We start from the raw sequence: 18114 nt of genomic DNA, 5'->3' as shown, positions 1-18114 counted from the left end.
GCGGTAGTTCAGTCGGTTAGAATACCGGCCTGTCACGCCGGGGGTCGCGGGTTCGAGTCCCGTCCGCTGCGCCATATCTGCCCCGAGGCCCACTGAACGCCTTGGAGCTACGAAGAAGCCACTGGTTACTTCGAGTCGATAGCAAAGACCCTGGTCGAAAGACCGGGGTTTTTTGTTTCTGCGATTTAAGTTTTTGCGACCCGTTCTGCAGGAGCGAGCAAGCACGCTCCTGCTCGGTTGCTGGTATTCGGCAATCAGCCTTGCAAATACACCGCATGAGTATGGGTGTACTCATACAGCCCATGCTTGCCATCCGCGCCACCAATACCCGATTTACGCACGCCGGCGTGGAAGCCCTGCATCGCTTCGAAGTTCTCGCGGTTGACGTAGGTTTCGCCAAAATCCAGCTCACGCATGGCCTGCAGGGTTTTGCTCAGGTCGCGGGTGTAGATAGATGAAGTCAGGCCATAGTCGCAGTCGTTGGCCAGGGCGATGGCTTCGTCCAGGTCGTCGATTATCTGGATCGGCAGCACTGGGCCGAAAATCTCTTCGCGCATGATCTCCATGTCCGCGCGGCAACCCGCCAGCACCGTTGGCTGGAAATGGAAGCCATTGGGCAGGTCGGCCATCTGCCCGCCGCTGATCAGGCTTGCGCCCTGGCTCAGCGCGGTGCGGACTTTGCGGTTGACGCTTTCCAGCCCCTGGCGGTTGATCAGTGGGCCCATCTCGACGTCGGGCTGGGCAATCGGGTCGCCATAACGGGTCGCGCTCATGGCCGCTGCGATGCGTTCGATAAATTGATCCGCCACCTTGCGTTCGACGTACACCCGCTCGGCACAGTTGCACACCTGCCCGCTGTTTATGATGCGCGAATCGCGGATCGCCCTGACCGCCAGGTCGAGGTCCGCATCCGCCAGCACAATGGCCGGTGCCTTGCCGCCCAGTTCCAGGTTGAGCTTGGTGATGTTCGGTGCGGCGGCAGCCATGATCCGCGAGCCGGTGTCGACGCTGCCGGTGAAGCTGATCATGTCCACGCCCTTGTGCGAGCTCAAGGCGGCGCCGACCTGGCCGTCACCGCATACCACGTTGAACACGCCGGGCGGCAGGTCGGTTTCGGCCACCAGTCGGGCGAATTCGAAGCAGTTGTTCGGGGTTTCTTCACTGGGTTTGATGACGATGGTGTTGCCGGTCAGCAGGGCCGGGGCCATCTTGCGGGCAATCAGGAAGAAGGGGAAATTCCACGGCAGGATCCCGGCCACCACGCCCAGTGGTTTGCGGAACAGGAAGATGTTTTCGTTCTGGCGGTCGCTGGTGATGATTTCACCTTCGATGCGCCGGGCCCATTCGGCCATGTAGTCGAGGTAGTCCGCGGTGAAATTGACTTCGACTTCCGCCAGCCCGCTGATCTTGCCTTGTTCCAGAGTGATGGTGCGCGCCAGGTGCGCGACGTTTTCCCGCAGTTTGGCAGCGATCCGGCGCAAGTGGCCGGCGCGGTCATTGGCCGGTTTGCGCGCCCAGCCTTTTTGGGCGGCACGGGCGGCGGCGAGGGCGCGCTCGACGTGCTCGGCGGTCGAGGCCGGGACTTTCGACAGCACGGCGCCGGTGGCCGGGTTGATGACATCGAGATGGGCAGCGCTGGCCACGAACTGGCCGTCGATGAAGTTTTCGTAAACAGGCACGGATGACATGGTGCGACTCCTTGGCGGATCAGTAAGTGCGTGACGGCGCTTGAGTGGCAGCGGGTTCGCGGTAGCGGGCGAGGGTGGCCATGGCGCCTTGGCGCAGCAGGCTGATGTCGATGGCCACTGCAATGAACTGGCAGCCCCAGCGCTGGTAGCGGCGGGCGTCTTCTTCGTTGGGGGCAAGAATCCCGCAGGCCTTGCCGGCCGCCAGTGTGGCGTTCACCGCGTGTTGAATCCGCTCCTGGACTTCCGGATGGCCGGGGTTGCCGGCGTGGCCCAGGCCGATCGACAAATCCGCCGGGCCGATAAACACCGCATCCACACCCTCGACGGCGGCAATCGCTGCGACGTTTTCCACGCCGGTGCGCGATTCCACCTGCACGATCAGGCACAGTTGTTCGTGGGCGGTATTGAGATAATCCGGCACGCCGTCCCAGCGGGTGGCGCGGGTCAGGCCGCCGCCGACTCCGCGAATACCGTGGGGCGGGTAGCGCATGGCGCGCACCAGTGCCTGTGCCTGCTCGGCGGTTTCGACCATCGGGATCATCAGCGTCTGTGCGCCGATGTCCAGCAGTTGCTTGATCAGGTTGGCATCGCCATTCACTGCGCGCACCACTGGCGCGGTCGAGTAAGGCGCCACGGCCTGCAACTGAGCGAGTACCCCGGGCACGGTGTTGGGCGCGTGCTCGCCATCGATCAGCATCCAGTCGTAACCGGTGGTGGCGACGATCTCGGCGGCGTAGCCGGTGGCGAACCCGGCCCAGATGCCATATTGGGTCGCTGAGCTGTTCAGCGCGGCCTTGAACGCGTTGTGCGGCATGTTCATGTCGAACTCCTTTCTCAGCGGTTATACGGCCGATGCAGTTGGCATTCGGGGTTGAGGGTCACGCCGAAACCTGGCTGGTCGAGGGCGGACAGGCGCATGCGGCCATTGACCGGCACCGGTTCGCCGAGCAATTGCGGGTGAAACATAGGCACTACTTCGTCGGCCTTCGGCGCCATCATCAGGAACTCGGCGAACGGGCTGTTATGCCGGGTGGCGACGAAGTGGTAGCTGTACACCGAAGAGCCGTGGGGGATGACCAGCGCGTTGTGGGCGTCGGCCAGGGCCGAGATCTTCACCAGTTCAGTGATCCCGCCGCACCAGCCGACATCCGGCTGGATGATGTCGCAGCAACCCATCTCCAGCAGCATGCGGAAGCCCCAGCGGGTGGCTTCGTGTTCGCCGGTGGTCACCAGCATGCCCTTGGGCGCGTTATTACGCAGGGCCGCGTAGCCCCAGTAATCATCCGGCGGCAGGGCTTCTTCGATCCATTTCAAGCCGTATTCGTGGGCGCCGACCGCCAGTTTGGTGGCGTAGTTGAGGTCCAGGCTCATCCAGCAGTCGAGCATCAGCCAGAAGTCAGGGCCGACGCGTTCGCGCATGGTGGCCAGTTCTTCGAGGTTCTTGCGCAGGCCTTCCTCGCCCTCGGCCGGGCCGTGGTGCAACGGCATCTTGCCGCCGATGAAGCCCATTTTCTGCGCCAGGTCCGGGCGGGCGCCGGTGGCGTAGAACTGCAATTCGTCGCGCACCGCACCGCCGAGCAATTGGTGCACGGGCTCCTGGCGGATCTTGCCGAGCAAGTCCCACAGCGCCAGGTCGACGCCGGAGATCGTGTTGATGACGATGCCTTTGCGCCCGTAATACAGGGTCGACTGGTACATCTGGTCCCAGATTTTTTCGATGTCGGTGACCCGGGCGCCTTCAAGGAAGCGTGCCAGGTGCTTTTCGACAATGTAGGCGGCAGGCTCGCCGCCAGTGGTCACGGCAAAACCGACGGTGCCGTCGCTGGCTTCGATTTCCACCACCAGGGTGCCGAGTACGTTGATGCCGAAGGTGCGGCGGCTCTGACGGTACTCGGGGTATTTGCTCATCGGCGTGGCAATGTGATCGTCGATCCAGTGGCCGTCTGCCTGGTCGTGATAATCCGCGCCGCCGCCTCGCAGAGTGAAAGCGCGGACGTGTTTGATGGTTGGAATGCCCATGGTGTGACTCCTCAGGTTTAAACGGTGGCCGGTTTGTTCGAGGCTTTATGGCCGGGCGCGCGTATGCCCAGCACCAGCAACGCGGCGATGACGGTGGTAGCGGCCAGCACGTACAAGCCTGCTGCCGGTGAGTGGAAGGCGCCTTCGGCCCAGTTCTTCAGCACCGGGGCGATGAAGCCACCGAGAGCGCCGAACGAGTTGATCAGGGCGATCCCGGCCGCAGCGGCGCTACCGGCGAGGTAGCTGGAGGGGAAGGTCCAGAACACCGGTTGCACGGCGATGAAGCCGGAGGCGGCGAAGCATAGGGCGATGATCCCCAGCAGCGGGTTGCTGAAGGTCACCGAGCAGGCGATCCCGGCAGCGGCCATGAGCAAGGTCAGGCAGGCAGTGCGGCGGCGTTCGCCGGTGCGGTCGCTGTAGCCGGGAATCAGGTAGGCGGCGATCAATGCGCAGATCCAGGGGATCGCCGTGACCAGGCCGACCATCAGCCCGACCTTGGTCCCCAGCAGTCCGCCAACCTGGCTCGGTAGGTAAAACACCACGCCGTAGACGCTGGCTTGGATCAACAGGTAGATCAGGCACAGGTACAGCACCGAGGGTTGGCAGATCACGTTGAGCAGGCTGCGGCCGTGATTCTGTTTATGGCTGTCTTCCTGATCGAGCAGGCTTTGCACTTGCTGGCGCTCTTCGACAGTCAGCCACTTGGCATCGGCCGGGCGATTGTCCAGATACCAGTAGGCCCAGATGCCCACAGCTGTCGCCATCAGGCCTTCAACGGCAAACAGCCACTGCCAGCCGTGGAAGCCGGCGAAGCCGTCCAGCTCCAGCAGCAAGCCGGACAGCGGGCTGCCAAAGATGAACGCCAACGGCGCACCGAAATAGAAGAAGCCCATGGCCTTGCCGCGCACGGCGCTGGGGAACCAGTAGGTGAGGTAAAGGATCACGCCGGGGAAGAAGCCGGCTTCGGCCACGCCCAGCAGAAAGCGCAGGATGTAGAAGCTGGTTTCTGTGTGGGCGAAGACCATGGCGGCGGAGACCAGCCCCCAGGTGACCATGATCCGGCACATCCACAGGCGGGCGCCGACGCGGTGCAGGATCAGGTTGCTCGGCACTTCAAGCAACGCGTAACCCACGAAAAACACCCCGGCGCCGAAGGCGAAGGCGGCATCGCTGATATTGGTGTCGGCTTGAAAGGCTTGTTTGGCGAACCCGACGTTGGCGCGGTCGAGGAAGGCCATGATGTACATCAGCAGGAGAAACGGGAGTAGCCGCCAGGAAATTTTGGCGAGCAGAGGCGCAGGTAGAGTCTTCATCGCAGTTTTCCTTTGGTAGGGCATTTGTTCTTATGGGGAAGACTGTACGGCCGCTGATCGATGCGTTACAAATCGAATCTAGCTCACAACTGATACCTTCAGGGTATCAATAAAAAAGGCCCGTCATGACCACGCCGACCATCTCCCGCAGCCTGCTCAATCGCCTGCGTTACAAGCATCTGCACATGTTGGTGACGCTTAGCAGCAGCCAGAACCTGCACCGCGCTTCGCAAAGCCTGAACATGTCGCAACCGGCGGCAACCCGCATGCTCCATGAGATTGAAGACATGTTCGGCTGCGATCTGTTCGAACGCCTGCCGCGGGGGATGCGCCCGACAGCGTTGGGCCAGGAGCTGATTCGCTTTGCCGAATCGGCCCTCAGTGGCCTCGACCGTTGCGCCGAAGACCTGATGGCACGGCAGCAGGGTGGCTACGGCTATTTGTCGATCGGTACCATCATGGGCGCGGCGCCGGACCTGGTCATGGATTCGATTGCCGAGATCAAGGCCCTCAATCCGCAGTTGCGGATCCGCATCATGGGCGACACCAGCGACCAGGTGATCCAGTTGCTGGAGCAGGGGCGCATCGACCTGGCCATCGCCCGGCGCAATGCCGCCACCGACAGCGAGCATTACGTCTTCGAGCAATTGGGTAACGAACGCTTGCTGGTGGTGGTGCACGCCGGCCACCCGCTGACCCGGCGCAAAAAACTGGAGATGGCGGAGCTGGTCAGCGGTTGGCCGTGGATCCTGCAACCGGAAACCAGTCCGGCGCGCATCGGTCTGGATCAGGCGTTGCAGCGCCTGGCGTTGCCGTTGCCGGCAGACATCATCGAATGCAGTTCGGTGTACTCCATGCAGCAACTGATTCAACTGACCGACGCGATCATGGTGCTGTCGGAAACCGCATTGCGCGACTATCTTAAAATGGGCCTGGTGGTGGCGTTGCCCGTGGAACTGGATGTGCAGATGGCGCCATTCGGGTTGTTGTTGCGCAAGGGCGAGCACATCAGCCGGGAGTTGGGGTTGTTCATCGATCTGCTGCGACGAAAAGCCGCGGTTTTTTGATTTCTTGGTCAGTTTTTAGTTTTCCGCGAAGGCATAAGCCTATAAACTTAACCTTTCGGTCAGCTTTGCACTGTCAACAACAGCCCTTTGCATCGTCGAAAAGGGCTTCTGCAAGACTCGAGATTTCCAGAACATAACCAGAAGGGCGGACCCCATAACCGTCCAGAGGATGATCCATGTCCAACCGTGATATATCCCGGCGCTCGTTCCTTCAGGGCGGGCTGGTAGCGGGTGTGAGCGTGACGCTCACGCCATTGAGCAGCCAGGCGCTGGCCGCCTTGATGGAAAACAGCGTGACCGTGCCGTCCGAGCAGTGGCTCGGCAACAATGGCAAGGCGCGCGCCCGTAACGATGCCTTGTCCAAGGTCTGCGGCAGCAAGGTCTTTGCCCGCGACATCCGCGCCAAGGACATGCCGGGCTGGCCGCAGCAGCAAGGCCACGCCATGCTGCTCAAAACCATCAAGGCCGACCACATCTTTGCTGGCATCGACCTGTCGTGGCTCGGTACCGAGTTGCAACCGGACCGCATCGTCACCGCCGAAGACCTGGTCAAGGACGGTATCGTGTTCCCCGAGGAGCACGCCCCGGATCCGCTGTTGCCGGCCGGCAAGGTACCGATGTTCATCGGCCACCCGGTGGCGATCCTGATCTGGAACGACTTCGAGCGCTTCCGTCAGGCCAAGAACCAACTCAAATTCAATGACAAGGCGATTCGTTACGGTGCCCAGGTGCCGTTCTACGAAGGCGATCCGTACGGCAGCTTCCGCTACGTGCGCGTCGGCGGCGCGACCTCGGCAGACGAAGACGAATTCGCCAGCCTCAAGGATTCGATTCTGTTCCCGATGCTGAAAAACCGTCGTCCGGTGTGGAACTCCCAACCGAACCTGCACGGCAACCTGACCGAGCGCGGGCTGTTCTACGCCGAGCGCATGAAGCAGCAGATCGATACGCCGCCGGACAACTGGCTGGTGTTCGACGAACGCTACAAGACCCCGTCGATCGAGCCGGCCGCCCTGGAACCTGACAACGGCAACGGCTGGTACGACCCGGCCACCAAGACCCTGCATTTCGTGGTCGCCACCCAATGTCCGTTGGAAGCCGCGACCGAAACCGCGAAGATGATCGCGCCGTCGCGTTTCGGCCTGGCCAACCTGAACATGCACCCAGGTTACACCGTCGGTTACGGCTCCAAGGACCACAACATTTTCGTCTACTACGCAGCCCTCGCAGCGTTGTACGGCGCCGGTGTACCGGTACGCCTGGCCAACGACCGCTACGAGCAGTTCCAGAGTGGCATCAAGCGTCACCCGTTCGACATTCGCTACCAATTGGCGGTGGACAAGAACGACCACAGCTTCAAGATTTTCCGCTCCGAGATGAGCGTCGACGGTGGCGGACGAATCAACTACAGCCCATCGGTGGCTGCGGTGGGCGCCACGGCGGCACAGTCGATCTACTACATGCCGCAGAACGATCTGCAGGTCACGGCTTATCACTCCCGCGCCGTTGAAGCCGGGTCGATGCGTGGCTACGGCACTCTGCAAAGCATGGCGGCGACCGAAATGATGGTCGACGAAATCGCCGGTCGCCTCGGTGTCGATGCCATTGAGTTGCGTCGCAAGAACGCACTGCGCTCGGGTATGAAAAATACCCAGGGCGCGATCCCGGCCGGTGCCTTGCGCCTGCACGAGATTCTCGACAAGGCGGCGGTCCACGACACCTGGAAAAACCGCGAAGCGATCAAGAAACAACGCGAAGCCGCCGATCCGGACAACTGGTACGGGGTGGGTTTCGCCATCTGCCAGAAAGACTTCGGTACCGGTTCCGAAGCGCCGATGGCCAGCATTGAATTCACTGCTGAAGGTCGCATCAGCCTGCGCCACATCGGTATCGAAATCGGCACCGGCATGTCCACCTCCCAGGCCATGGTCGTGGCCGATTTCCTCGGTGTTCCGGCGCACGAAGTGAAGACCGGCGAAACCGAATGGAAAGAGTTGCAGCTGGTCAGTGGCGGCAACCCGTACATCATGAGCCAGGCCGAGCAGGACAACTTCCTGCGCAATCCGCGCTGGGTCGGCAAGGTCGCTTCGGCTTCGTCAGCCACCAACTCGGCGTACTACTTCAGCCACGCGACCCGTGAAGCGGCGCGCGTGCTGTTCAACCACGGCCTGTGGCCGGCGGCGCTGGAAATCTGGCGACAAGGCCCTTACGGCGGTCAAGCCAACCCTTACGTGGTGCGCCGCGAAGACGCCCATTGGGTCGACGGCAAGCTCACGGCCAACGGTATGGAGCCACTGCCTTTTGCCATGCTGGCCAAGCGTGTTCACGAGCGTGGCTTGGTGAGCGGCGCCACCGTGCATGGTTTCAACCGCTGGAGCTGGGCCGAGGCCGAGTTCAGCATCGACGGCGTGCGTGAGCGCTTGCCGCTCGACGGTCTGGCCGTGAAGTACGGCGACGGTGCACCGAAGGCGAAGAAGGCGCAGATGAACAGCGCCGGTTTCCATCTGCTGGATCGGCAGGGCATCGCCTACCCGGCGACCCAGCTGAACAACGCGGCGGTGACTTACTACAGCCCGGTCGCGACGCTGGTTGAGGTGAAGGTCAACAAGGGTTCGAACGAAGTGTCGGTACTCAACCATCACTCGTGGGTCGAGTGCGGTCGGGTGCTGGTGGAAGAACTGGTCAGGGGTCAGCTCGAAGGCGGGATCGCCATGGGCATCGGCCATGCGCTGATGGAAGAGATGCCGTTGTACGAAGGCGGGCCGGGGGAGGGTGACTGGAACTTCAACCGTTACCGCTTGCCGATGGCGCGTCACGTCGCGGTGTGGAAACAGACCGCGGAAATCCTGCCGCCATTGTCGCCGAGCGACCCGTCCAAGGGCATCGCCGAGGTGGTGATGATCCCGGTGGTCGGTGCCATCGGTAACGCCGTGGCCCATGCCATCGGTAAACGTGTCCGCGACCTGCCTATCACTTCTGCACGCATCAAGGAGGCCCTCAATGGCTAACCGTCCGCTTCAACTGACCCTCAACGGTCAATCCGTCGGCCCGGTGGACATCCCTGATGACCTGCCGATGATCGACTACCTGCACGAATACAAGAACCTCACCGGTTCGCGCCTGGGCTGCGGTCAGGGCATCTGCCACGCCTGCGTGGTGATCGTTGACAACCCGGACGGCACCAGTGAAGAAGTGCGCACCTGCATCACCGGCGCGCACTATTTCGAAGGCAAGAAGGTTCGGACCATCGAAGGCCATGCCACCCGCGACGAGCAGGGCAAGGTCACCGAGCTGAACCCGATCCAGCAGCGTTTCGTCGACGAGTTCGCCTTCCAGTGCAGCTACTGCGCGCCGGGCTTCGTGAATGCCGCGACCGTGCTGGTGGAAAAGCTGCAGCGTCAGCCCATCGTCAAAAGCCAGCTGGAAAAAGTCATCGAGGACAGCCTCGGTCATCACATCTGCCGTTGCACCGGGTACGTGCGTTACTACAGCGCCACCCGCAACGTGCTGACCGATCTCGGCCTGGTCAAGGAGGGTTAAGCATGAAGCTTCTACTTAGCCGCCTGGCGTTGGCGGTTGGTCTGGCTGCGCCTGTGGTGGCAGCTCACGCCGATGATGCGCAGGTCAAGCAAGGCGAGTACCTCGCCCGCGCCGCCGACTGCATGGCGTGCCATACCGCACCAGGTGGCGCGCCGTACGCGGGCGGCCTGCCGATCGTATCGCCGTTCGGCACGATCTACGGCACCAACATCACCCCGAGCAAAGAGCACGGTATCGGTCTGTACAACGATGACGAGTTCTTCGCCGCGCTGACCGAAGGCAAGCGCCGTGATGGCGCGAACCTTTATCCGGCGATGCCCTACACCTCGTATCACCTGATCCCCCGTGCAGATTCCGACGCGATTCATGCCTACCTGAAAACCGTCGCGCCGATCGAGCGCGCAGCACCGGTCACCAGCCTGAGCTTCCCGTTCAACGTGCGCCTGGGCCTGATGGGCTGGAACATGATGTACGGCAAGGACGTGAAGCTGGAACCGGCTGAAGGCAAAAGCGAAGCCTGGAAGCGCGGCCAGTACATGGTCGACGTACTGGGGCACTGTGGCGAGTGTCACACCCCGCGCGGCCTGCCCGGTGCGATGCAGATGGACAAACGCATGACCGGCGGCATTCTCAATGGTTATCTGGCGCCAAGCCTGCTGGCCACTGACCTGGCAGCCCGTGGCTGGAATCATCAGGACCTTGGCTCGTTCCTCAAGCACGGCATGAGCGCCCAGGGCACGATGTTCAACGAAATGTTCCCGGTGTTCCACAACAGCACCCAGGGCCTCAGCGATCCGGATCTGGCAGCGATGGCGACTTTCCTGCTCGGCGATCAGCCGCCAGCGGCGAAAGTGCTCGTCGAAGTGCCGTTGGACAAACTGAGCCCGAGTGCCCAGCGTGGCCGTCAGGAATATTTGAATGTCTGCGCCGGTTGCCATGCACCGGGCGGTGAGGGCAAACCACATATCGCCGTGGCCATGCGCGGCAACACCACGCTGCGCCTGGAAGATCCGCGCAACCTGGTGCGGGTGATCGACGACGGTATCGGCGAGCAGAAGTTCTCTGGATTCGAGCACATGCAACCGATGCCAGGGTTCGCCGCGAAATTGAGCGACGAGCAACTCACGGATCTACTGAACTACCTGCGTCAGGGGTGGGGCGGTCAGCCGAATGATCTGGCTGTAAACGACGTGCAGAAGTTGCGGGCCGATGCGCCGCCGCTCGAGCACAAGGCCCTCTGATATGCAGCATCTGGATCTGCAAGTGGTGCGCCGGGCGCTGGAGTGGTCGGCGGCCGGTCAGCGCATCTGGCTGTGTACGGTGCTGGCCACTTACGGCTCGGCACCGCGCGCACCGGGTTCGTTGCTGGCGGTGAACACGCAGGGGCACTGGATTGGCTCGCTGTCCGGTGGCTGTGTCGAGGAAGACTTTCTCGAGCGAGTCGCCGAGGGCGCGTTTCTGGAGCCGGTCAGCGTTGTTCGTTACGGCGAAGGCGACGATCCACGCTCACGCGTCAGCCTGCCCTGTGGCGGGGTGCTGGACGTGCTGGTCGAGAAGCTCGAGGCCGATTGCGAGGTGCAAGCGCATCTGCGGGAACTGGAGTCGGCGCTATTGGGTCGACGTCGGTTGATTCGCGAAGTGGAGCTGCAAAGCGGTACGCGCAGCCTGTTCGATGATCGTGAACAGGGTGTGCGTATCGAGCGTGAAATCGACCGGGTGCGTGTACGCGTCGGCGCGGCCCAGCGCTTGCTGCTGGCGGGGTATTCCAGTGTCGCCCAGGCCTGTGCGGAGTTTGCCGTGGGGCTTGGGTTCGAGGTGATTCTGTGTGACCCGCGGGACGAAGTGCTGGAAGGCGTCGCGCTGGAAAACGTGGAGATTCGCCGCCAACTGCCGTCGGTGTTCATCGCTGACGGCGGTTGCCACAGCGACACGGCGGTGGTGGCGTTGACCCATGATCCACGTATCGATGACCTGGCAATGATGGAGGCTGTTCGCACCGAGGCGTTCTACATCGGTGTGATGGGCTCCATGCAGACCTCGCAAAAGCGCTTCGAGCGGTTGCGGCGTATTGGTGGCTTGGGCGATGCCGAACTGGCGCGGATTCATGCGCCGATCGGCTTGAACCTGGGCAGCAAGACGCCAGCCGAGATTGCCCTGGCGGTACTGGCGGACATCCTGCGGATTCGCAGCGGTATCCCACGAGATCGTCTCTAACCCTCAAAACCTGTGGGAGCGAGCTTGCTCGCGATGAGGTCGTAACATCCAACACATCCGTTGGCTGCCAGACCGATATCGCGAACAGGCTCGCTCCTACAATGTATTGCGTGTCGCTTAGTACCCGAATTTATCCCGCAATCCGTAATACCACGCACCCAATGCCGCAAACGGTGTGCGCAGCAACTGGCCGCCGGGAAACGGGTAGTGGGGCAGGTCGGCAAAGGCGTCAAAACGCTCGGCCTGGCCGCGCAGCGCTTCGGCCAGCACCTTGCCCGCCAGGTGCGTGTAGGTCACGCCGTGGCCGCTGCAGCCCTGGGAATAGTAGATATTGTCGCCAAGGCGTCCGACCTGAGGTAGGCGCGACAGGGTCAGCAGGAAATTGCCCGTCCACGCGTAATCGATCTTCACGTCCTTGAGCTGCGGGAAGGCCTTGAGCATCTTCGGCCGGATAATCGCTTCGATGTTCGCCGGATCCCGCGCGCCGTACACCACGCCACTACCGAAAATCAGGCGCTTGTCGCCGCTGAGGCGGTAGTAGTCGAGCAGGTAATTGCAGTCTTCGACGCAGTAATCCTGAGGCAGCAGGGTCTTGGCCAGTTCTTCGCCCAATGGCTCGGTGGTAATCACCTGTGTGCCGCAAGGCATCGACTTGGCGGCCAGTTCCGGCACCAGATTACCCAGATAAGCGTTGCCGGCGACGATGATGAATTTGGCCCGGACCTTACCCTGCGGCGTATGCACCACCGGGCTGGCGCCGCGCTCGATGCGTATGGCCGGCGACTGCTCATAGATCGTCCCGCCCTGGGACTCGACCGCCGCCGCTTCACCCAGCGCCAGGTTAAGCGGATGGATGTGGCCGCCACTCATGTCGAGCATCCCGCCGACGTATTGATCGCAGGCAACCACCTCGCGAATGCGGCGTTGATCCATCAACTCAAGCTGGGTGTGCCCGAAACGCTCCCACAGGCGCTTCTGGGATTCGAGATGGCCCATCTGCTTGGTGGTCATCGCGGCGAACACGCCACCGTCCTTCAAGTCGCACTGGATGTTGTACTTGGCGACCCGATCACGAATGATTCGTCCACCCTCGAACGCCATCTGCCCCAGCAACTGGGCCTGCTTGGGACCTACCGTGCGCTCGATGACATCGATATCGCGGCTATAGCTGTTAACAATCTGGCCGCCATTACGCCCGGACGCCCCGAAACCCACCCTGGCCGCCTCGAGCACCGTGACCTTGAAACCGTTCTCCAGCAGAAACAGAGCAGAGGACAGCCCCGTGTAACCGGCGCCAATCACACAGACATCGGTCTCGACGTCATCCTGCAACGCCTGGCGCGGTGGAGCCGCATTGGCCGATGCGGCGTAATAGGATTCTGGGTAGGGAGTGTTAGCCATTCGGCAGCCTCTGTTTAATATATTTTACGAGTGCGTTGATCCTACCCGAGTTGAAAATCGCCCGCCAGCACCCGGAAAATCTTCTTTGTACCGGCAAAATTAAATATTTTGCATATTCATAGGGTTAGCGCGAAAAAAGGTGTTGACACCCCTCCGGAATTCCGTAGAATGCCGCCTCACAGCAGGCACGTAGCTCAGTTGGTTAGAGCACCACCTTGACATGGTGGGGGTCGTTGGTTCGAGTCCAATCGCGCCTACCAAACAAAATCCGCTCTGCTGGGCGGTCTAGAAGGGCTCACCGAAAGGTGGGCCCTTTTTTGTTGTCTGCGATTTGCAAACCCAGCACTCAAAACGCCAACTTGGCGCCCACCTCCATGTACTCGATCTACTTTTCGTCGTGCCCCTCCTGATAGTGCTTCGTCATCTTCTCATCTGCATGCCCCGTCAGCGCTTGGAGGGGCACCTATGGGAATTTCTACCGTTCGTACAGCCATGTCCCCAAGGCCCGGATCTCATGAAACGTGGGGCGCTCGCCGGCCGGTATGTGGTCGTAGGCATGCGCGGCGCCCCGGGCCTTGGGCTTGTAGTGGATCAGGCGCGGTGACGTCAGTGGCGACCGCAGGCATTCACTGACAACCTCACATAGCGCGGCCCTCATAACGATTTATCGCCCTCCGTTTACCGGTAGGCTCAATGTTAATTTTTTTCAGGGTTGTGTTCGGGACACTTGGCGCTGCGCTGGGTAAAGTCACTACCGCTTGCCCGGCCTGGTGTGTTTCAGATGGATTACTGAATGGCCAGCAACTGGTCAGGGTGGGCACCAATTCGAGACAAGGTGCAGGCGACAACAACCAAGTAGTTCAGCGTGGCGGATCTGCCACTGCTTTCGCACCTTGCAGGCGTTCAGCGCACGCCCCTTGTCGGGGCAGTCTCTGCCGGAGAAGTCAAAGCCCTGGCAAGGCTTCCCGAACGGTAGGCCTCTTTACTTGGGCCAAAGTCTCAAGCAGATGATCCTTCGCCTCTTCGACAGTGCATTCGCACACTCCCCCTCTCTCAAAGTTAAACGCCATTCAAGTGATGATTGATGCGCATGATCAAGCAGTAACCACGGCTTGTTACTGAGCGGAGGAGGTTGTCGCCTTTAGTGGGTTTCTTGAATTTTGCTTGCAGTCTACTGAGGCATATTGGCAATCCTTTGTAATTATAAGGAGCCATATTTAGCTTTATAGGGATTTCCTCGTTGCCAATAACACGCTCCTCGCTGCTTGCTAGTAGTTCAAGCACTACACATTCCGTGCGGCTTAATTTGATAATCGAAAGATTGTTAGAAAGCAGGCGTTGGGGTTTGTTAATCAAAAGGTTTGTAGCATCAGCCTATTGATGCGATCAGATACACACTTAGAGTCGCGCAGGTCGATCCAGGCAGCAACTTCATCGAGAGCAATAAAGTCTTCGTCGGAAGAGTTGAGCAGGGCGGTGGTAAGACATTCTGGCATTGCACTTCCTCCATGTACAAAAAGCGCAGCCCAAGGGGTGCGTACACTGTAGGTAGCAGGCGGAAAAAAAACCGTATGGGCGGGCTCAACGGGAGAGAAAAAAGGACGGATGCTGATCCGTTAGTAGGCATTGAGTTTCGTTATTGAGTTACGGCACCGCTGTAGTGCAGGGCAACTGGATTGCCTTCAGGCTTCTTGTTGCTTTTGTGGGTGACGGGCATGGCGAATGATTCAGGTAGGTGCTACTTCCCATGACCATTGGCGCCATTAGCGAGGGAATCCATAGAAACTCTTGGTGTTTATTCTCGTCTTTAATGTTTTTCAGGCGCCAAATATTTGAACTTTTTAATCTGTTCGAAAGGCGATTGGTCTTAGTGCGATTTATTCATACGACCCATTACAATCTCAGCCATAAGTAAGGAAACGTCAAAATAGAACAAGCGGCGAGGAGTACTGCAATCCGATAAAAGACAAAATATTGACAACAAAAAACAGTCACATTCTCCCTATTAAGTCGGTGATATATCATGATCAAGATCATGGCCTGCTTTTTAATTGGAGCTGTAACTGCAGGATGCAACGGTATCGTAAAACCCGACTTTTCGGGATCTGCGAATGATTCATATTTTTTAGTCTACTCGGGCTTTCCTGCGCCATATCTATACATGGCCTCGGCGGTGCAATGGAACGAAGACTACGCCGTGACCACCCGCCACACTCCGTTCATCCCCAACGTGAAGTACAGCTGCAGCACAGGTTGTGATCTCGTCTTCATCCTGCACAAGGCCAACGGGCGCTACCCGTCATGGCGCGCACCGCGTGTGGGCGAGAGCATAACTGCCGTTGGGGCGAGTCCTTACTTCATGACCACTTCCGGGAAGGGCAAGGTGTATCAAACGCCTTTCGTCAATGCCGCTGAACACAGCGGTGATCTCTATGCCATTCACGATGCCCCACTGATCAAGGGCATGTCGGGCGGGCCGGTCCTCGCAAGTGACGGCCATATTGTCGGCATCAATATTGGTTTTTATTCAACTACCCTGAACGATGTGAGCAATCACTCCGGCGTAAAGGGGGCTGAGAGGCTCAGCATCTTTATTCCTTACTCGATCATTCAGCGCGAGTGGGGGATATTGCAGGCAAAACTTGACGACCCGCACGGCGCGAAGTATGTCGCGAAATAACTTTTAGCTTTCAACCAATTGGCCATCGCGCGTACCCGGCAAAGCCCGCTCTGCCGGGCGGCCTGGAAGGGCTCACCGAAAGGTGGGCCCTTTTTGTTGACACCCGGATTTCTTCAGGTGTTCACAACGTATCGGGGTCGTTCACGCTGGGCAATGTGAACGTTGATGCGGGCGCGACGATTGCTGAGCGGATACCGTGCCACCAGTGATTGCCAGGTAATCGTTCAGATCGTCGCCAGCCTCAGTAGGCATCAGGGGGCAAAGGTCGCTGCAAGGCCGTGGTGGCCTTCCTGTGCTCCCGCGATCAGGTGCATTGGGATGTTCTGTTGTACTTCAATGGACGGTACTTCGAAGCTCCCTACAATCTGGAGGTGGCGCTCGCTCAGTTCGGTCGACTTTCCTGCTTTTTCCTTGGCCATTCTCGCGTGGTTCATTGCGATTTCGTTGAGCGTTGACACGTTACATCTCCCGGTGACTGACCAAGCGTATCGCTGGCGTCCTTAAGCATTGATTAAATGGCTGCGGCGTCAGAATCATGTCGTTCCGGCGCTGCTACGGGCGATCTGTGCAAGCCTTAAGCCACGGATGCTGGCGAATTCATTGTGGTGTTCCGGCATGCGACGAATGGCGGGTGTCTGTGAATGATGGTCCGGATTTTTTGTTATTCAGGCGTAAACTAGCAATGCGACCTTATCAAAAGGAGCCGCCTATGAACGCCGATCAAATGAGCAAACAGGCACCTGTGGACACGGCTGTCTGGGATCGATATTTCTGCGCTGCATTGATTGCCGAAAGCAATCTGACTGCCCCGATTGTGGGCGAGGCTACTCACGAGGATAGGCAGAACCTGCTGATCGAGAGGGCCAGAGTCCTCGCGGATAAAATGATGCAAAACCGAAGATAACCAGAGCCCAGCCGTCGCGCTGGGCTCTTTGCATGTGGGGTCATGCACCGGTGCTGGGGGGCGTGCACATTGCGGATCAAACGATCAACTCCACCTTGCCGCTCGCCAGGCGATAGATACCACCCACGATCTTGAGCGCGCCTTTGCTCTGCGCATCAGTCAGTAATGGCGAGGCCTGTTGTGTTTGAAGCAGAGCTTGAATCACATGATTTACACATGATTTTGTTTACTCGGTTCAATGGGGTGAGAGTGAGTTGCTGTTGGGGCGGGTACTGCCACGGACGCTCAATTCCGGTGCGGTGGAGTCTGGTAGGTCTGTCATATTGTGTTCCGGGCATTGTCTGCGGATGGCGTGCACGCAGCCATTTCATGGGCTACTACTGACAGGCTCATACAACTTCGACCTGGCAGGAGTTTCTCGATGCTGACTCAATGGTTTCTGGCGGCGGTTCATCTTCTGGCATTTGCCTTGGGATTCTGGGCGGTATTGGTTCGAGGTACGGCTTTTCGGCGTTTGGCCGATGGCGCCACAGAGGTGCGCAGTGTTTTGATGGCGGACAATATCTGGGGTATTTCAGCTGTCGTTTTATTGATCAGTGGCGGGATGCGAGCCTTTGGCGGGTACGAGAAGGGCGCGGACTATTACCTGCATCAGCCGCTGTTTCATCTGAAGATGACGCTGTTTGTCCTGATCTTGTTGCTGGAGATTGCGCCAATGGTGACGCTGATCAAATGGCGGATAGGGCTTGCCCGTAAAGTGGCGATCGATACCGGGCGTGCGAAGCTGTTTGCACGGATCAGTCATATCGAGGCGCTGCTGGTGTTGTTGATGGTGGTGGCAGCGGCGGGCATGGCGCGAGGCGTGATGCTTGGTTAACTGCGCAGTGAACGCATCCTTCCCTGGGGTAAACCAGAAAAGTCTGACAGCAAAAGGATGGAGCTTGCCGCTAGTATCGGCCCCAGGGGGTTGTGTGGGGACGAAAGCACAGGGCGATGGGGTGCTGAATCTTTAGCCAGCCGTGATTCCGGACCGAACGGGCTGGCTACTGACTGCAACAGGATTCAGGATTGCGGCTTTTCCGGGGCAGTCAGGCCGGCCTGAATGCGCTGGTAAATTTCTTCACGATGTACTGCAACGTCCTTCGGAGCGTTGATGCCGATCCTGACTTGCTGGCCGCTTACGCCCAGGATGGTGATCGTAATGTCATCACCAATGTTTATGCTTTCACCGACTTTGCGGGTGAGTATCAGCATGGTCTTCTCCTTGATTGCTTTGTGGGGCACCTGA

Annotated in this window: 16 protein-coding genes, 1 tRNA gene and 1 pseudogene; 9 read left to right on the top strand and 9 right to left on the bottom strand. The window is 59.7% G+C overall.

Going from position 1 to position 18114, the window contains the following annotated elements; translation table 11 throughout:
• Nucleotides 1-254: 254 nt before the first annotated feature.
• Genes aldA through AC3WTM_RS26455 form a run of 4 tightly spaced genes read right to left on the bottom strand, consistent with a single transcriptional unit; the run spans nt 255 to nt 5020 of the window.
• Nucleotides 255-1688, bottom strand: a complete 1434-nt coding sequence (aldA, locus tag AC3WTM_RS26470) for an aldehyde dehydrogenase (protein WP_102668748.1) — start codon at nt 1686-1688, stop codon at nt 255-257.
• 19 nt (nt 1689-1707) lie between these two features.
• Nucleotides 1708-2508: an aldolase/citrate lyase family protein gene (locus tag AC3WTM_RS26465; protein WP_102668747.1), complete on the bottom strand. Its 801-nt coding sequence runs from the start codon at nt 2506-2508 to the stop codon at nt 1708-1710.
• Between the two features lie 14 nt (nt 2509-2522).
• Nucleotides 2523-3707 (bottom strand): L-rhamnonate dehydratase, encoded by a 1185-nt coding sequence (gene rhmD, locus AC3WTM_RS26460; RefSeq protein ID WP_102668746.1) that lies wholly within the window; start codon nt 3705-3707, stop codon nt 2523-2525.
• Nucleotides 3708-3724: 17 nt separating this feature from the next.
• On the bottom strand, nt 3725-5020 hold the full coding sequence (locus AC3WTM_RS26455) for an MFS transporter (protein ID WP_090454238.1): 1296 nt from the start codon (nt 5018-5020) through the stop codon (nt 3725-3727).
• Nucleotides 5021-5145: 125 nt separating this feature from the next.
• Here AC3WTM_RS26455 and AC3WTM_RS26450 point away from each other — a divergent pair, with 125 nt between their 5' ends.
• The 5 genes from AC3WTM_RS26450 to AC3WTM_RS26430 all read left to right on the top strand — a co-directional run bounded on the left by AC3WTM_RS26450 (nt 5146) and on the right by AC3WTM_RS26430 (nt 11841).
• Nucleotides 5146-6087 carry a LysR family transcriptional regulator gene (locus tag AC3WTM_RS26450; RefSeq protein WP_102668745.1) on the top strand — a complete coding sequence of 314 codons (942 nt, stop codon included), beginning with the start codon at nt 5146-5148 and terminating at the stop codon, nt 6085-6087.
• A gap of 176 nt (nt 6088-6263) precedes the next feature.
• Entirely contained in the window at nt 6264-9095 is a 2832-nt protein-coding gene (locus AC3WTM_RS26445) for a xanthine dehydrogenase family protein molybdopterin-binding subunit (RefSeq protein WP_102668744.1), read from the top strand.
• A complete protein-coding gene (locus tag AC3WTM_RS26440) occupies nt 9088-9627 on the top strand; it encodes a (2Fe-2S)-binding protein (RefSeq protein ID WP_007982256.1) in 540 nt (179 codons plus the stop codon). The genes AC3WTM_RS26445 and AC3WTM_RS26440 overlap by 8 nt, the downstream gene beginning before the upstream one ends.
• Before the next feature lie 2 nt (nt 9628-9629).
• Complete coding sequence (locus tag AC3WTM_RS26435; RefSeq protein WP_102668743.1) at nt 9630-10868, top strand: cytochrome c; 1239 nt, start codon at nt 9630-9632, stop codon at nt 10866-10868.
• A 1-nt stretch (nt 10869) separates the two neighbouring features.
• A complete protein-coding gene (locus AC3WTM_RS26430) occupies nt 10870-11841 on the top strand; it encodes an XdhC family protein (RefSeq protein WP_102668742.1) in 972 nt (323 codons plus the stop codon).
• A 117-nt stretch (nt 11842-11958) separates the two neighbouring features.
• On the opposite strand, the gene AC3WTM_RS26425 is transcribed toward AC3WTM_RS26430, so the two are convergent.
• Entirely contained in the window at nt 11959-13242 is a 1284-nt protein-coding gene (locus tag AC3WTM_RS26425) for an NAD(P)/FAD-dependent oxidoreductase (protein ID WP_102668741.1), read from the bottom strand.
• 183 nt (nt 13243-13425) lie between these two features.
• Here AC3WTM_RS26425 and AC3WTM_RS26420 point away from each other — a divergent pair.
• Nucleotides 13426-13502: transfer RNA gene (locus AC3WTM_RS26420), tRNA-Val, on the top strand.
• 1092 nt (nt 13503-14594) lie between these two features.
• Here the strand turns inward: AC3WTM_RS26420 and AC3WTM_RS26415 are convergent.
• Nucleotides 14595-14738 carry a hypothetical protein gene (locus AC3WTM_RS26415; RefSeq protein ID WP_158247433.1) on the bottom strand — a complete coding sequence of 48 codons (144 nt, stop codon included), beginning with the start codon at nt 14736-14738 and terminating at the stop codon, nt 14595-14597.
• Nucleotides 14739-15265: 527 nt separating this feature from the next.
• Between AC3WTM_RS26415 and AC3WTM_RS26410 the strand changes: the two genes are divergently transcribed.
• The gene (locus AC3WTM_RS26410) at nt 15266-15922 is read left to right on the top strand and encodes a trypsin-like peptidase domain-containing protein (protein ID WP_102668740.1); all 657 of its coding nucleotides are present in this window, start codon (nt 15266-15268) and stop codon (nt 15920-15922) included.
• A gap of 251 nt (nt 15923-16173) precedes the next feature.
• Here the strand turns inward: AC3WTM_RS26410 and AC3WTM_RS26405 are convergent, their stop codons facing one another.
• The gene (locus tag AC3WTM_RS26405) at nt 16174-16380 is read right to left on the bottom strand and encodes a hypothetical protein (protein ID WP_102668739.1); all 207 of its coding nucleotides are present in this window, start codon (nt 16378-16380) and stop codon (nt 16174-16176) included.
• Between the two features lie 251 nt (nt 16381-16631).
• Here AC3WTM_RS26405 and AC3WTM_RS26400 point away from each other — a divergent pair, with 251 nt between their 5' ends.
• Nucleotides 16632-16826, top strand: coding sequence for a hypothetical protein (locus tag AC3WTM_RS26400; protein WP_056722222.1), 195 nt, complete (start codon nt 16632-16634; stop codon nt 16824-16826).
• A gap of 76 nt (nt 16827-16902) precedes the next feature.
• On the opposite strand, the pseudogene AC3WTM_RS26395 reads toward AC3WTM_RS26400, so the two are convergent.
• A pseudogene (locus tag AC3WTM_RS26395) lies at nt 16903-17007 on the bottom strand (carbonic anhydrase); the annotation flags it as partial.
• Between the two features lie 240 nt (nt 17008-17247).
• Here AC3WTM_RS26395 and AC3WTM_RS26390 point away from each other — a divergent pair.
• Nucleotides 17248-17703 (top strand): DUF2214 family protein, encoded by a 456-nt coding sequence (locus AC3WTM_RS26390; protein WP_102668738.1) that lies wholly within the window; start codon nt 17248-17250, stop codon nt 17701-17703.
• A gap of 185 nt (nt 17704-17888) precedes the next feature.
• On the opposite strand, the gene csrA is transcribed toward AC3WTM_RS26390, so the two are convergent.
• On the bottom strand, nt 17889-18080 hold the full coding sequence (csrA, locus tag AC3WTM_RS26385) for a carbon storage regulator CsrA (RefSeq protein ID WP_007975691.1): 192 nt from the start codon (nt 18078-18080) through the stop codon (nt 17889-17891).
• Nucleotides 18081-18114: the final 34 nt, after the last annotated feature.

The sequence above is a fragment of the Pseudomonas sp. EU05-FHT14B02 genome, from assembly GCF_058791055.1.
This window is presented reverse-complemented; position numbering and strand designations above follow the sequence as displayed.